The following is a 14,338-nucleotide window of genomic DNA, read 5'->3' as shown; positions in this document are numbered from 1 at the left end:
ATCCTCGGTCAGAAGGTACGGCTTACGGAGAACGCGATGAAGTCGCGATCTTTCAGCGTCTGTTCGAAGGTGTAGTTGTTGTTCGCATCTACGAAGGTATTTTCCGGCCCGTAGTAATGGGTGTAAGTCAGCCCCAGGTTCCAGGTGTTCAAGTAGTTACCTTTGATACCAATATTGATATCCCCGCCATGATTCGTACCAAACCCTGTGCCCAGCGCTTCAGATGCACCGTTGGTGTAGCTCCCTCCGACAGGTACCGACAGGTCGAGCCCCGGCAAAAACTGGCGGTACATGGGCTCGAAGACCACTCGTAGGCTTGCAGCGTCGCGATCCGCGTTGCTATCGATCGCATCGCGATTCTTGCTCACGCTCATGACCCGGTTCCACGCAATCTCACCGAGCAAGGTGGATTCTGCGGCGATAAAATTCGGTTCGAGGGTGGCAAGCCACGAGAAGTTGGCATGCAGAGTGCGACCCGTTGCGTAAAGCGGATCGTTACTGTTGTTTAGCGCATCACCAGGCGCCAGTGCGTGTTGATTAGTCGACGCTAGCGGCTGGTTCCAGCGTGTTGAAAGTTCACCGGCAATGTTGAAATTGCCAAGTGTCGTGGAGAAGCTTGCGCCCAGCGCCGAAATTCCCTCTGGGTAAACCCAGTAGTATTCGCCGGCCTTGCCACTGACAGGATCCAGATTGGCAAAGTCCGGCCGCACGTTGAGCTGTGGGGTCTTGTCGTGGAAACGAATGGCATACAGGCCCCAATCGACGGTCTCGGTCCTCCAGCGAATCTGTACGCCCCCCTGCCCTGATGATTTCGCCTCTTTGTCATTGCCATGATAGAAGGCAAGTGGTTGCGCCCCTGGGAACAACGGGGCGCCTACGAACAGCCGCTCATTACCCTCACCAAAGGAGTCAGATGGGGAGAAGTAACTTCCAGCGCCGGCCAAGCGGCTAGCCTCCCATTCGAACTGGTAGTAAGCGCCAATCGTTACATCAGGGGTTAGCTGCAACTGACCGGAGATCTGCTGTACTGGCCGAATGAGCTCTTTGAACTGCGTGTTGGGAACCGATAGGGCCTTCACCACATCGATGGGAGCCATGCCCCCAGCGATACCGTTGATGCCGTAAAACAGACTTTCGCCCCATTGCATGGCGTATTGTCCCAGACGTCCCGAAGCAGGCATATCGCCAACCTCTGTCTTCCCGAACACAAACGCATCAAGCAGCTCGCCTTTTCGCCCATGCAATTTACGAGTGTCATGGGTAAATTCGTCGTAGTCCACGGAGTAGCTGTTGGCGCGAGTTGGATCATTGTTGTCCGTCCCGCGATTGTAGATATCATCATACCAAGCAGCGCCGCTAACTCGAGCGCCGACATTTTTGTATGTAACGTCGAACTCAGAAAGCAGGTCAATCCGGTTTGAGATCATACCTTTATCGAAGTTACGATCGCCGTCATCCTGGTTGAGCGCAGTAGAACCTTCCGTAAGCTTGCTACTTTGCCCTTCTGTCCGCCAAGCCGCACTGTACTTGAGCGTGTTGTCCCAACGCGCCCGAATGTCCGGGTTGCCAGTATCGAATTCGAAAGCACGCGCCTCTGGAAGTCCAGCGGCAACGCTGAGCATGGTGATAGCGAAAGCCAACGGTTTGAGTGGCGGCAGTGGCCGCACATGAGCACGCTTGCAGGTCAACATCGAAGTTACCTCTTTCTTGTTTTTGTATGCTTGTGTTGGCGTTCGTCCCAACGGGCGCTGTTACACGTCGGGACGAAGAATCAGATCGGACGGGCCGTCACTTCGAGCATCTGCTTGACCAATCCAATGCGGTCGAAGGCTGGATCACGCTGGATCTCCTTTTCTCCAGCCATCAGAGAGTTCTCGCTGATGAATTTGCAGCGCTCGAAACGGCGCTCAATGAAGCGCTTCAGTTGCTCCTGAATGGTCCCGCCTGCGGTTATCTCTTCTGCTAACACCACGGCGTCTTCGATGGCCATACCCGCCCCCTGCCCCAGGTGCGGGGTAGTTGCATGGGCTGCATCACCAATCAGCAGCACACGACCGGAGTACCACGGCTCATCGACGAAGACCGCTTCGAGAGGCTTGTAGACCACCTCGGCACCGTTAGTGATTTGCTCCCGGAGCTGTCCGATGAGCCCGCCAAACCCCTCGAGCCGTTTGCGCATTTCCTCAGCAAGCACGGACTCATCCATCCGCGGGTTGGTGGGTTCGTGAGATGTGGTGAAGAGATACATCAGGTCATCTGCAAGCGGCACCAAACCAGCATTGCCAGACGGACCTTGATAGTTGGCCAGGTGATCGATGCCCGCGGCTCGCGGGAAGTTGTAACGCCAGACAGACTGACCAGTGAAGCGTGGTTGGTATTTGTCTCCGAACAGCAGGCCGCGTACCTTGGAGAACAGCCCGTCGGCACCCACCACCAGTTGGTAGCGCCCTTGTGATCCATCGGTAAATGCGACCGTCACACCCTCGTCATCTTGGTCAAAACCTTCGAGAGTGGTACCGAGTCGCACTTGGGTACCTAACTCAATGGCTGTTTCGCTGAGAACCTTATGCAGGGCACGACGAGAAATACCAACGTTGGCTGGGTACTGCGGCCCGGCGAGGCGGTGCCCAGGGATTCGCACCAGAGGCTCACCTTCCACGCTGTAGATGCCGACATCTTCGAAAGCGTAAGCAGCGTCCAGGTAGGCCTCGAGTAAGCCAAGGCGGTGCATCTCCCGAACAACATTACTTTGCTGAATAATGCCTACACCGTAGACCGTCCATTCTGATTTAAGCTCGACCAGATCAACCGCAATGCCTTTTCGGCAGAGCGCGATGGCGGCGCACAAGCCTCCAATACCACCGCCGACGATTAGTACGTTGCTTACTGAGTTCATGGCATCTCTCATTCTTTGTTTTTGTTGTTCGCTTCGGCAGTCCCGAATCGAGAATTCTGCTGTGCCTGGACACAGCTTCGGGGCAATGCCTGCTATTGACCAATCGAGACGGAGGATGCGACCTATCGTGTGGCGCGATACCTCTGCTTGATTGCTCAGTGCCCTATCCGAAGAGCACAAATGCACTGTCAGCAGGTTGTCATTGCGCGCAACTCACCCCGCAGCGACCGCTGTGAGGTAAGCCGTATGATGGTTACCGGTGATCAGTACCGGATTGCTCAGTGCTTCTCAGGTGGGCCACCTGGAGACCACTTTTCACGGGAAGTGAACAGGAACAGCTGCGAGTTATCGGCCGACAACGGGGCCTGACGCGCCGCCCAGGCTTCGTCATGTTTGTCCATGTCGGCGTCGTATTCGATATGGCAGCCTAATGGGCTGTTGAAGTACCAGAACCAGTTGGAGCCGAACAGGTGACGGCCCGGTCCCCAGAAACTGGTCCAGCCCTTTTGCTGGAATCGAGTCCCGGCAAGCAAAACTTCTGTCCCGCTGCCCATGTGGAAGGTGAAATGCTCGCAGCCTTGCATATGTGGCGGGGTCTGAATGAGAAACAGACAGTGATGGTCGTCCATACCAGCGGGGCGCATGAAGGGGCCTACACCAACGAAACTGTCAGTGGTGACGAACCCCAAGCGGTCGCGGTAAAAGGCCTCACCCTTAGCGGCGTCAGGCACAAAATAGACGACGTGCGACAGTGTCCTAGGAACTGCGATCATGTCAGGGCTGATGCCCAACTGATTTACTGGTCGCTGCGGTGCGCTACCTGGTGCGTTGGTCAGATCTGCCGGCGCCGTAAACGGGCGGCGGCATGTCACCTGAAAAGCGATAGCGAAGCCCAGATCATCCACGCAGTGCAGCGAGCCATCAGCGTCCCGACGCACTTCACGGTCACGCCCCAACTCATCCGCAATGGCTTCGAGATCTGCAACAGATGCTACGCCATAGATGGTTTCACGCAGTGAGGGCGTAGGGCCCAGAGCTGGGGGTAATGAGGCATCATCGCCGCGGCGAATCACGATGGCAGTGCCGTCCATCGCCTCAAAACGACCGCCGTCGGCGGAGATATTGCTGGAGGTCAAACCGTAATCTACCAGGCAATCAGTGCAGGCTTGTACATCGTCGACACCAAATACCAGCGCGTCTAGGCCAATAATGTTCATGGCTACCACTCCATTAGAATTGTGATACGGCGCAGGGTGCGCCTATGGCGGAGTTCAACTGGCCTTGCGGCCTGAGGCGATATTCGGCTTAACGACCAAGCATTACCAATCGCATGTAGGGATGTGAGGTATCTTCGAGCGTGATACCTCATTGCAATGAAGGAGGCGCTGGAAAAATGCCAGTAAATACCCGCCTCGAAGATTCCTCGAGAGGCATTCAAACATTATTTAGACCCTTTAAGGTAGCAGAGGGCAATTCACCAAATTCGCGCTTGTACATTTCGGAAAATCGACCGAGGTGGTAAAATCCGTAATCCATCGCCACTTCGGTGACACTCCTCGGCGGATGATTACTGTCGCGTAAGCGCGCATGGATTTGCTGTAATCTCCTCCTTCTAATGTATTGATGGGGCGGCAGTTTCACTTCATGTTCAAACAGCAAGTAAAGCGACCTTAGGCTCACCTGGGCTTCACGCGCCAGCCAGTCAGCGTCAAGGTCTTGAGACAGATGCTCCCCAATAAATTGATCAAGCCGGGTGAAAAGTGCAGACCGTGGCGGCGCACCACGCTCAGAAGAAGCATCGAGCAATGGCAACAGTTTTAGTGCCAGAATCTTTTGATAATGGATTTCCACCATCATTTGGCGATTGGCTGTTTCTGCTTCTTTGCACATGAGCGCGAGGAGATCGGCCACTCCTTCAATCTCAGCAAGCCGATAATGGGCTCTTACAAATTTCGGCGACTGGGTGCCCTGCCCCATGACTCCCACATCCCGACAGGCAGATTCCAGGACCATCGCGGGTATCCTGACAATAAATTTTTCACAATCACTTGAGTAGGTGAGATCAACGCGATCCTGAGGATTTATCATCAGCAACGAGCCTGGTTCCAAACAGCGTTGCTCGCCGTCTTGCTGCTGAAGGCACTTTCCTCTCAGGAGTAATTGCAAATGGTAGATTCCATCCAGGCTGGGAGACTGAACACGTGCGCTTGCCCCATAGCTGATGCGACAGAAGTCCAAATTTCCAAATCGAGTGTGATTCAGCTTTGCTGATGAAGGACTTCGGCACGGCAAGGACAGACTGTGATTGCCGACATATTGATTGACGTAGCCAGATACTTCAGCGGGGGCGGCGCGGTCGAAAATCAGGCTGCGATCGGTCAGCAGGTTTGATTGAGGCATTGCCATCATAGAGTGCCCCGCGAAAAAAAAGGAGGGAGTGGGAGTACTCCCTCCATAAATCCGCAGCCACACACTGCGGGAGAGCAAGGGTTAATATTTATGCGCGGCGGAAGAGATTATGGGGATCGATGACGAATTTTTTGGGTACTCCAGAATCAAAAGCTCCATAGCCGCTAGGGGCCTCATCCAAAGTGATCACTTCGACACCAACGATGTCAGCGATTTTGATTCGGTCCCACATGATCGCTTGCATTAACTGCCGGTTGTACTTCATCACCGGCGTCTGACCAGTGTGAAAACTGTGCGACTTCGCCCAGCCCAGGCCAAAGCGTATGCTCAATGCACCTACTTTGGCTGCAGCATCCACAGCCCCAGGATCTTCGGTTACATAGAGACCTGGAATACCAATTTTACCCGCCACTCGGGTCACACCCATCAGCGAATTCAGTACTGTAGCTGGTGCTTCCTGCTGGGATCCGGAGTGACCATGTCCACGCGCTTCAAAGCCCACTGCGTCGATCGCGCAATCAACCTCTGGCTCACCCAGCAGTTCTGCGATCTGCTCATGCAATGGCGTGTCCTTGGAAAGATCCGCGATCTCAAAACCTTGTGCCTTAGCGTGAACCAGGCGAATCGGATTGACGTCGCCCACAATAACCACAGCTGCGCCCAATAAACGGGCGGATGCTGCGGCAGCCAAACCAACAGGCCCGGCACCGGCAACATACACAGTGCTCCCAGGGCCGACGCCCGCAGTAACGGCGCCGTGGTAACCCGTCGGCAAGATATCCGAAAGGCACGTCAAATCGCGGATCTTTTCCATCGCTGCATCGCGATCTGGAAGTCTAAGAAGGTTGAAGTCAGCGTATGGTACCAGTACGTATTCGGCTTGGCCGCCGATCCAACCACCCATGTCAACATATCCGTATGCGCCGCCGGCTCGTGCAGGGTTAACGGTCAGACACACGCCGGTATGCTGCTCCTTGCAACTGCGGCAATGCCCGCAAGCCACATTGAAGGGAACCGAAACCAGGTCGCCCACCTTCATGGTCTCAACACCACGCCCGATCTCAACCACTTCGCCCGTGATCTCATGACCGAGCACCAAGCCTTCCGGCGCGGTTGTGCGACCACGCACCATGTGCTGATCAGAGCCGCAGATGTTGGTGGAAACGACCCTCAGAATCACGCCGTGATCAATTTGCTTGCCCTGGGGATCCTGCATTTTAGGGTACGGGATGGATTGGACTTCCACCTTCCCAGGACCGATGTACACAACGCCACGATTGCTAGACATTTGCTATTTCCTTCTATCGTTAACCTGCCTCAAAAGATGATCTGACCGAGCAGGATGTGCTTAGAGGTCGAGCACCAACCGCGGAGTGCAGGCTCTAGAGCAGCAAGGAGTAAATTGATCGTTTCGGGCATGCTCAGCGTCAGTCAGGAACATGTCCCGGTGATCGGGTACGCCTTCTATGACGCGAGTCACGCATGTGCCGCAAATCCCCTGCTCACAGGAAACAGGGACAGCTATACCGGCGTCACTCAGCACATCGACGATGCTTCGATCTGCAGGCACATTCAGGACCATTCCGGTACTGGAAACTTGTACCTCAAAGCTGCCATCGTCTTCTTTCGCCGTTGGCGCAGCAGCAAAATATTCCCGATGGAGTGAAGTCTCGTCCCACCCGTGTTCTTTCGCGGACGCCAAGATGAAGTCCATAAAACCACCGGGCCCACACACGTACAGATGGTCGCCCGAGGAGTAACCACTCAGGACCTTCTCAGCTCGAAACCTCTCGGTCTCTGGCCCTGCATCGAAGTAGAAGTGGGCGTTTTGGCTGAAGGAGGAGCTGCGAATGCGTTGTACGAAGGCGGTCTTTTCAATCGAGCGCGAGCAATAATGCAGCTCAAAAGGCGCGCCGATCTGAGCCAAACGCTCTGCCATGCAGAGTACCGGTGTAATGCCAATTCCGCCGGCGAGCAGTACTGTCCGTTTGGCCTCATGGGCCAGCGGAAACAAATTACGCGGCTCTCCAATCTCCAATTCGCTCCCCTCGCTCACGGCGTCATGCATGGCAAGGGAACCACCGCGCGACTGTGGGTCACGCAGCACCGCAATGAGATAACGATGGGTTTCGTCTGGAGAATTGCACAGCGAATACTGACGCGTAATACCACCAGGCAGCCGCACATCGACGTGCGAGCCGGCGCTGAAAGGTGGCAGATGAGCACCGTCCACCGCAGCAAGCTCAAAGCTGGCGATTGCCTCAGCTTCCATCTGCTTGCGGGTCACTATCACTTTCATGGGGAGGCCCTGTTGTAATTTTAATAAGCTCGAAAACACCGAGATCTAGCTCAACGTGGTCGGCTTTTAGGCGGCGATGCGCCCGTAATGCAGCCCACGCCTCAGGCCCCCGCGGCTTGTTCTTCCTCAATCAACCGCTTCAGAACTCGGCGGCAGCGAATTGCGCCAGCGTCGACGGTCAGCAGGACGGGGTTCATGTTCAAAAGCTCTCCCTCCCCCATCTGCACTTGCTGAGCTTCAACCATGGGTTTGTCTTCATTGGCGAAGACATTCAGCAGCATTGGTTGAATAAATGCATTGAGCTCCGCATTGTCTTGTTCGAAAAGACGCGTATTGGCGAAGAAGTAATGGGTAAACTGCCCGTCTTGAGGGGTCATGATGTGCAAGTTTCGCGTGAAGGGCCCTTCTTCACGGGGACGACCAGCAGGTGCTGCGCCGCTGTTCAAAAACATCAGTCCTGGCGGATTCCACACCACCTCGGCCCACACGTCCGAATTTTCTGGTTGCTCAAGGTAGTGCGCGAAGGCGGGAGGAGCAACATCGTTGGGCGCGTTCCAGCTGATACGCACTTTGTTACCGGGAATTTCTTCTACTTCCGCTTTAGTCCTGGACAGTGCGCCCCCACCCAAAGTAGTGGGGTGCAGGTAGTCCACATGACTGAGGTCCATGATGTTGTCGGACAGCAGTTCATAATTAGCGGCAGTGGGAAGATAACCTTTCCCTTTCGCATGCTGGGGCGCGGCGACGAAGAAACCGAGATCCGGAATCTCGCTCTCCTTAGCTAGGGCCTGATCACCCAGCCAGACCCAGAGTACCGAGTGGCGCTCCTCCGCAATGTATGAGCGTACGCATGCCGCTTTAGGAATCGTCTCAGAGTGTGGATTATGGGTGCACTTGCCATCACCATTGAACTGCAGCCCGTGGTAAGGGCATTGCACGCTGTCACCGACCAGCCGCCCTGTACTCAGCGGCGCAAACCGATGGGGACAACGATCATCGAGTGCTTGCAGTTTTCCAGTGCCATCTCGGAACAGAACAAGTTTTTTGCCAGCGATAGTGCGACCGAGCAACGCCCCATCATCCAGCTCATCAGCCCAGGCCGCCATGTACCAGGTGTTCAGCAGAAACTTCATTATGACTCTCCTAATTATTATTTTGCCTTCGGAGTATTGATTATTAACAACAGGCCACCGCACCCAGGTGCACATGCAATGACGGGCGAGGAAAACAGCCGAAGATCGTTTGATGAACTATTCAACCATGGCGATTACGTTATGCTGGTCCAAGCTCTTTGACTAATCGCAAAGGAGGATGCGATGTATCGCGGATAACGATACATTCGCCGCCTTGCTGCTCCGCACTCTATGCTCGCCGGCCTATACGACCTGATTCACTCTTCAAAGATGGCTACCGCACGGACAAACCCTGCGGACGCGTGTTTGATCTTGTAAGGGAAGCAACTGACTTGAAAACCGTGACTGGGGAGCTGATCCAGGTTGGTTAACTTCTCCATCTGCCCATACCCGATATCCCGTCCAGCTTTGTGCCCCTCCCAGATAATGGATGCATCACCGGAATCCGCAAACCGCTCACGGGTGTACTTGAACGGGGCATCCCAGCTCCATGCATCAGTGCCGACAACCCGCACACCGCGCTCCAACAGATACAACGTCGCCTCTCGCCCCATCCCGACTCCTGCCTCAAGGTAGTCAGGTTGTCCAAACACACCGCCGGCTCGAGTATTGACTAAGACGATGTCCAACGGCTGCAACGTATGCCCAATCCGCGCAAGCTCTGCCTCTACTTCCAGAGCAGTTACCACATGGCCGTCAGGCAAGGTGCGGAAATCGAGTTTAACCCCCGGCTGCAGACACCAGTCCAAAGGCAACTCGTCGATGCCGTACGCCGGCTTCCCGCCGTCAGTGGTCGACGCATAATGCCAGGGCGCATCCATGTGAGTACCACTGTGCGTTGTGATCTGCAGGAACTCAGCAGCCCATGACTCGTTACCAGGCAAATCTTCCTTGCGTAACCCGGGGAACATCTCAGCCATTTGTGGCCATCCCTGCTGGTGGTCCATGTACTCAATTTTCGGCAACAGCGGCGGAGGATCAGTGTAGGGGTTGTTGTCCAGCGTCACTGAAAGGTCCACCAAACGGCGCTGTGTTCTCTTCATACGGTGGCTCCGTTTCGCATGGGTCGACGGCGTGCTGGGGCCGGCAGTGCGTTACGTAACAGCGCGCTTGCTGTGCCGTCATGTTTGAAACCTAACGCCCGGGCGTTGGGCGTGCGCAGCGCCGGAAATCTACCGAACAACGCCTCCAACTGTGGATCAGGAGCAAACGCGATGTTGGAGCGATTATCTTCACCGTAGATAGCAGCCAAAGCGTCCACAACCTGAGCGATCGACAGCTGGAGAACCGGCAGTTGCCAGATACGTGCTGGCCCAGGGTTGATCAGTTCCGCTGCGTGCAGCAGGTTGGCTACACAGCAGCGTGCCGACATCCACCACGCCGTGGCAGCCGGGGAGACTGGACAGCAATATGATTCGCCTGAAGCGTAAGCATGCAAAAGGTCACTCATGAATGCCGAGCGCAATCCATTGGGTTCACGTGGACGGGCGACGATTCCAGGCAAGCGGATTGCACGGCCATCCACTTCCCCTCTGCGCGCAAGATCCTCAAGCGCAGTCTCCACCATAAGCTTATGTGCGGCATACGATAACTGGGGGGCCGTGGGCTGGGTTTCGTTCATTCGGGCCGGTAACTCGCCACCGTAAACAGCGACGCTGCTGGCGTACACCAGAACAGGTGGTCGTTCATCATTGCGCAGTTGCTGCAACAGTTCGAGGCTCGCTTGGAGGTTCACCTGATAACCCAACTCATATTGAGCCTCCGCCGCCCCTCCAGGGATGCTGACAAGGTGGAAGACGACGTCGATACCATCGGCTAACGCCCTGCGCAGCAGTGCCGGATCAGTGATACTGCCGAAGTGGCGCCGCAGTCTGCGATCCTCCCGCAGGCCGTCAAGTTTCTGATCCAGCACCAAAAGCGCTGTGATCGTTTCACCCCGCAGTTGACCTTTGTCGAGCAGGCGGTGCACAAGTTCACGCCCCACAAACCCGTTGGCACCGGTGACCATTACGCGCATGGCATGGCTCCTTGTACGACCCGTTGATTGATCTCACCGAACAGTACTTCGCCCTCAGGGCCTCGAGCCTCCATCCGAACATGATCGCCAAAGCGCATGAAGGTTGTACTCGGTTTACCGTCAGCGATGGTCTCAATGGCCCGTCGTTCAGCGATGCAGGCAGAGCCGACCGAGCGATCATGATTGGAAACCGTACCGGAGCCGATAACGGTGCCTGCGCTCAGTTTGCGGGTCAGGGCCGCATGAGCAATGAGTTCGTGGAAGCCGAAGTGCATGGCACCACCGTGGGGATGCCCAAACCAGCGCCCATTCCACTCCACATTCAATGGCAAATGGACGCGCCCGTTACGCCAAGCCTCTCCCAGCTCATCGGGTGTCACCGCTACGGGTGCAAAACTGCTTGAGGGTTTGGCCTGGAGGAAGCCAAACCCCGTTTTCATCTCGCGAGGGCCTAGTGCTCGCAAGCTTACGTCATTGACCTGCATGATCAGACGCACATGCTTCAAGGCATCTTCTGCCGCACACCCCATCGGGACTTCTCCGACGACAACCGCGAACTCGCCTTCGAAGTCGATGCCATGAGCTTCGCTGGGCAATGCAAGATCATCGTGCGGGCCCAGGAAGTCGTCGCCAGCGCCTTGATACATAAGTGGAATACTTTCGGCACCTTCGATTGGATCAAGGTTGAAGGCGCGCTGCATCAACTCTGCATGGCTGAGGAAGCATGAGCCGTCCAACCATTGCCAAGCGCGTGGCAACGGTGCCGACAACTCCTCAGGGCTAAGGTCGAATGCATTGGCAGGATTTCCGTCGTTCAGTTGGCAGTACAACTGCTGCAGCTCAACCTCAATTAATGTCCAGTTCTCGATGGCTCTCTGCAGGGTCGGAGCGATCCCGCTGGCATCCATGGCGCGGCGCAGATCGCGCGAAACGACGATTAAGCGACCGTCTGGACTTCCATCCTTGAGCGTGGCCAGCTTCATGGCAGCAATTCCTTCAGCTCTTCGGCATATCGCCCATCCAGCAGGATGAACACCATCCGCGCCATCTGCTCAGTGCGGTTGCTCCAGGCATGATTGGTACCTCGTTGAACGACGATATCGCCGCGTTTCAGGTGCACCTCACCGTCATCTAGAACTAGCCAGACTTCTCCTTCAGTGACGATGCCGTAGTCAACCGTCTCGGTACGGTGCATCAGCTTGTGTTTCGAGTCGGCCTTACCGGTGCCGGCATGCGCCTCACCGATCTCAGCGAAGAGATCGGACGCCTCTTGCGCGCTAACTTGGTTCTGCACACTGTCCGGGGAGATATCCACGACCCGAATGACGCTGCCAAGAGGCCCTGGGCTCAGTTGAAGCGGCTGATTGGTCGGGTCGTCGGCATTATCGATGGGGGCAGGACTAGAAGCAGTGTTCCACACCTCATAGAAAATCGTTCCAGGTACCGCCTTCAGGGGAAAATTGTGCGGAGTCGCTCCAGCGCTCATCACTACTGCCTGACCTTTGCCGTCGTGACCTGTGACAACACGCTTGAATTCGGGAAGTTGCTGCATGGGATCTCCTTTCAATTGCCGTCGCCGATGGTGGTGCCACCATCGACAATGATGTTTTGTCCGCTGATAAACGCACCGCCCGGGGCTGCTAGCAGCAAAGCAATCGCAGCCACCTCCTCCGGACAACCAACGCGACGCAGCGGGGTAAGCGCCAGGCGTCGCTTCATGATTTCGAGGTTGTCGGTGAGGCTGCGGGCGAAGTCGGTTTGAATTACGCCGGGGCTGATGGCATTGACGCGAATATTGGACGGCCCCCACTCAACCGCTAGATTACGGGCCAATTGAGCGAGGCCGGCCTTCGATAAACCATATAGGCCCAGACCTTTGTTACCCCTTACGCCCGCGATGCTGGCCATGAAAATCACGCTGCCTCCACCGATCTCTGCCATGCCGGGAAGCAAGGCACTGGTCAGCCAAAGGGCACTGCGCAGATTGACCGAGAGCGTCAACTCCCAGTCCTTATCACTGGCCGTTGCGATCGGCCCCATGTGCGGTGCGACTCCGGCATTGCAGACCAGGACATCCACTTGCCCATAATGCTTAAGCACAGCGCAGGACAGGCTGTGCACCGCGTGGTGATCGCTTAGGTCGGCTGGAAACCCTGCAACCTCAAAGCCTTCCAGGGCCAAGGCCGACACTGCCGCTTGACACTCTTCAGCAGTCTCACCGCTAATCGCTAGGCGTGCTCCAGCACGCCCGTACTCAAGAGCGATGGCGTAGCCAATTCCGCGTGTAGCCCCGGTGATCAGCGCTACGCGGCCGTGTAGTGAAAAGAGCTCGCTCATTGGGCCTCCGCCACTTGAATACGCTGAGGAGCGCGAATCATCAGCAGCGTGATCGGCGCCAATGCAACTTGGGTGATTCCCACCAGGATCAAGGCCTGCGGGAGAGCGGTGCTGACTCCAGCAGTCAACGCCAGTACAAATAAAGGGCTGGCAAACTCACCGGCGAATACCGCTGCAGCAAACAAGCCGGACGCCCTTCCCCGCTGAGAGAACTCGACTTGGTGCATGACTTGGGTGACAAGGGCGGGCAACAGCAGCCCTATACCTAAGCCGTTGATGAGTACCGCCCCGACGACCAGGCTGTGGCTGTTAGACCATCCCATCAGTGCGCCACCCACCCCGGCGCCAAGGAAACCGAGCGCGAGAAGCACACGCCCTGGCAGTTTCGCGATCAGACGGAAGCTCAAAGCCCCTACCAAAACACCTATCTGGTTGGCGCCCATCGTCAAACCGATCTGCTGCGGACTATCAATATGTAGAAACTGCAGCAGATAACCCGCTTGGACAGGGACGATAAAGAGACTCACCCCCGCAAACAGTGACAGCCCATATAGCGGCGTCAAGGCGCGCCAAGGGAACACGCCTGGCTCAGAATGGACGACCTCTTGCGTCGGTGAGGAAGGCTCCCAAAGCATCCGTGCCATGAATGGCAAGCACAGGATACCGACGACATAAACGGTGAAAGGCGTTCGCCAACTCCCTTCCCCCAGAGCGCCACCTACTCCCATGAAAATCGCAGCGGACAAGGACGTGGCCACCATTTGCAGCGCAAACAACCGAATTCGGCGATCGCTCTCAAAGTAGTCCCCGATCAGCGCTGTGCAGCAGGTCAAAATGGCAGCTTCGGCCAATCCAATCCCGGCGCGGCTGGCCACGATCCACGACAGAGAGTCCAGCCATAAAGGCATCAGGCCAAAGCAACTGTACAGCGCCATGCACACCAAGAGCAGTTTGCGCCGGCCGATGCGATCTGCCAGCCAGCCGGCAAGAGGAGCAGTCAAGGCAATCATTAACGCAGGCACTGTAAGGGCAATTGGCACAAGGACGGACGCCCCTGGAGTCGCTGCGAAATGAGCTTGCATACTTGGCAATACCGGTGCCACCAGAACTCCACCGAGCACCGGAAGGCAACTGCCGAGTAGGAGCAGTAACGCTTGGCCGGCGCCTGCGGTTTGCTTAACGTTCATGCACATCTCCCATAATCATGCGCTTGCCGCGAGAGCACCAACTCCAGCCGGAAGACTCGC

General features: G+C 56.2%; 13 protein-coding genes. All 13 read right to left on the bottom strand.

Annotated elements, in window-relative coordinates; all coding sequences use genetic code 11:
- Nucleotides 1-8 precede the first annotated feature (8 nt).
- Nucleotides 9-1,691, bottom strand: coding sequence for a DUF1302 domain-containing protein (locus N430_RS05835; protein ID WP_110634411.1), 1,683 nt, complete (start codon nucleotides 1,689-1,691; stop codon nucleotides 9-11).
- An 80-nt stretch (nucleotides 1,692-1,771) separates the two neighbouring features.
- Nucleotides 1,772-2,896 (bottom strand): FAD-dependent oxidoreductase, encoded by a 1,125-nt coding sequence (locus N430_RS05830; RefSeq protein WP_110634414.1) that lies wholly within the window; start codon nucleotides 2,894-2,896, stop codon nucleotides 1,772-1,774.
- A 278-nt stretch (nucleotides 2,897-3,174) separates the two neighbouring features.
- Nucleotides 3,175-4,113 (bottom strand): VOC family protein, encoded by a 939-nt coding sequence (locus tag N430_RS05825; protein WP_110634417.1) that lies wholly within the window; start codon nucleotides 4,111-4,113, stop codon nucleotides 3,175-3,177.
- Between the two features lie 217 nt (nucleotides 4,114-4,330).
- A complete protein-coding gene (locus tag N430_RS05820; protein ID WP_110634420.1) occupies nucleotides 4,331-5,296 on the bottom strand; it encodes a helix-turn-helix domain-containing protein in 966 nt (321 codons plus the stop codon).
- Nucleotides 5,297-5,393: 97 nt separating this feature from the next.
- Entirely contained in the window at nucleotides 5,394-6,593 is a 1,200-nt protein-coding gene (fdhA, locus tag N430_RS05815) for a formaldehyde dehydrogenase, glutathione-independent (protein WP_110634425.1), read from the bottom strand.
- Between the two features lie 60 nt (nucleotides 6,594-6,653).
- Entirely contained in the window at nucleotides 6,654-7,604 is a 951-nt protein-coding gene (locus tag N430_RS05810) for a PDR/VanB family oxidoreductase (RefSeq protein WP_110634428.1), read from the bottom strand.
- Nucleotides 7,605-7,705: 101 nt separating this feature from the next.
- Nucleotides 7,706-8,737 carry an aromatic ring-hydroxylating dioxygenase subunit alpha gene (locus N430_RS05805; protein WP_110634431.1) on the bottom strand — a complete coding sequence of 344 codons (1,032 nt, stop codon included), beginning with the start codon at nucleotides 8,735-8,737 and terminating at the stop codon, nucleotides 7,706-7,708.
- A gap of 257 nt (nucleotides 8,738-8,994) precedes the next feature.
- Nucleotides 8,995-9,780 (bottom strand): cyclase family protein, encoded by a 786-nt coding sequence (locus tag N430_RS05800; RefSeq protein ID WP_110634433.1) that lies wholly within the window; start codon nucleotides 9,778-9,780, stop codon nucleotides 8,995-8,997.
- Nucleotides 9,777-10,754, bottom strand: a complete 978-nt coding sequence (locus tag N430_RS05795) for an NAD-dependent epimerase/dehydratase family protein (RefSeq protein WP_110634436.1) — start codon at nucleotides 10,752-10,754, stop codon at nucleotides 9,777-9,779. The genes N430_RS05800 and N430_RS05795 overlap by 4 nt, the downstream gene beginning before the upstream one ends.
- Nucleotides 10,745-11,737 (bottom strand): fumarylacetoacetate hydrolase family protein, encoded by a 993-nt coding sequence (locus N430_RS05790; protein ID WP_110634439.1) that lies wholly within the window; start codon nucleotides 11,735-11,737, stop codon nucleotides 10,745-10,747. The genes N430_RS05795 and N430_RS05790 overlap by 10 nt, the downstream gene beginning before the upstream one ends.
- The gene (locus tag N430_RS05785; RefSeq protein ID WP_110634442.1) at nucleotides 11,734-12,306 is read right to left on the bottom strand and encodes a cupin domain-containing protein; all 573 of its coding nucleotides are present in this window, start codon (nucleotides 12,304-12,306) and stop codon (nucleotides 11,734-11,736) included. The genes N430_RS05790 and N430_RS05785 overlap by 4 nt, the downstream gene beginning before the upstream one ends.
- Nucleotides 12,307-12,317: 11 nt before the next feature.
- A complete protein-coding gene (locus N430_RS05780; RefSeq protein WP_110634445.1) occupies nucleotides 12,318-13,091 on the bottom strand; it encodes an SDR family NAD(P)-dependent oxidoreductase in 774 nt (257 codons plus the stop codon).
- Nucleotides 13,088-14,278, bottom strand: coding sequence for an MFS transporter (locus N430_RS05775; protein WP_110634662.1), 1,191 nt, complete (start codon nucleotides 14,276-14,278; stop codon nucleotides 13,088-13,090). Before N430_RS05775 ends, N430_RS05780 begins: the two co-directional genes overlap by 4 nt.
- Between the last annotated feature and the right edge of the window lie 60 nt (nucleotides 14,279-14,338).

It is taken from the genome of Pseudomonas sp. CC120222-01a (genome assembly GCF_003097235.1).
Lineage (GTDB): Bacteria > Pseudomonadota > Gammaproteobacteria > Pseudomonadales > Pseudomonadaceae > Aquipseudomonas.
Note: the sequence above shows the minus strand (reverse complement) of the source record. Positions and strands in the feature narration are given on the sequence as shown.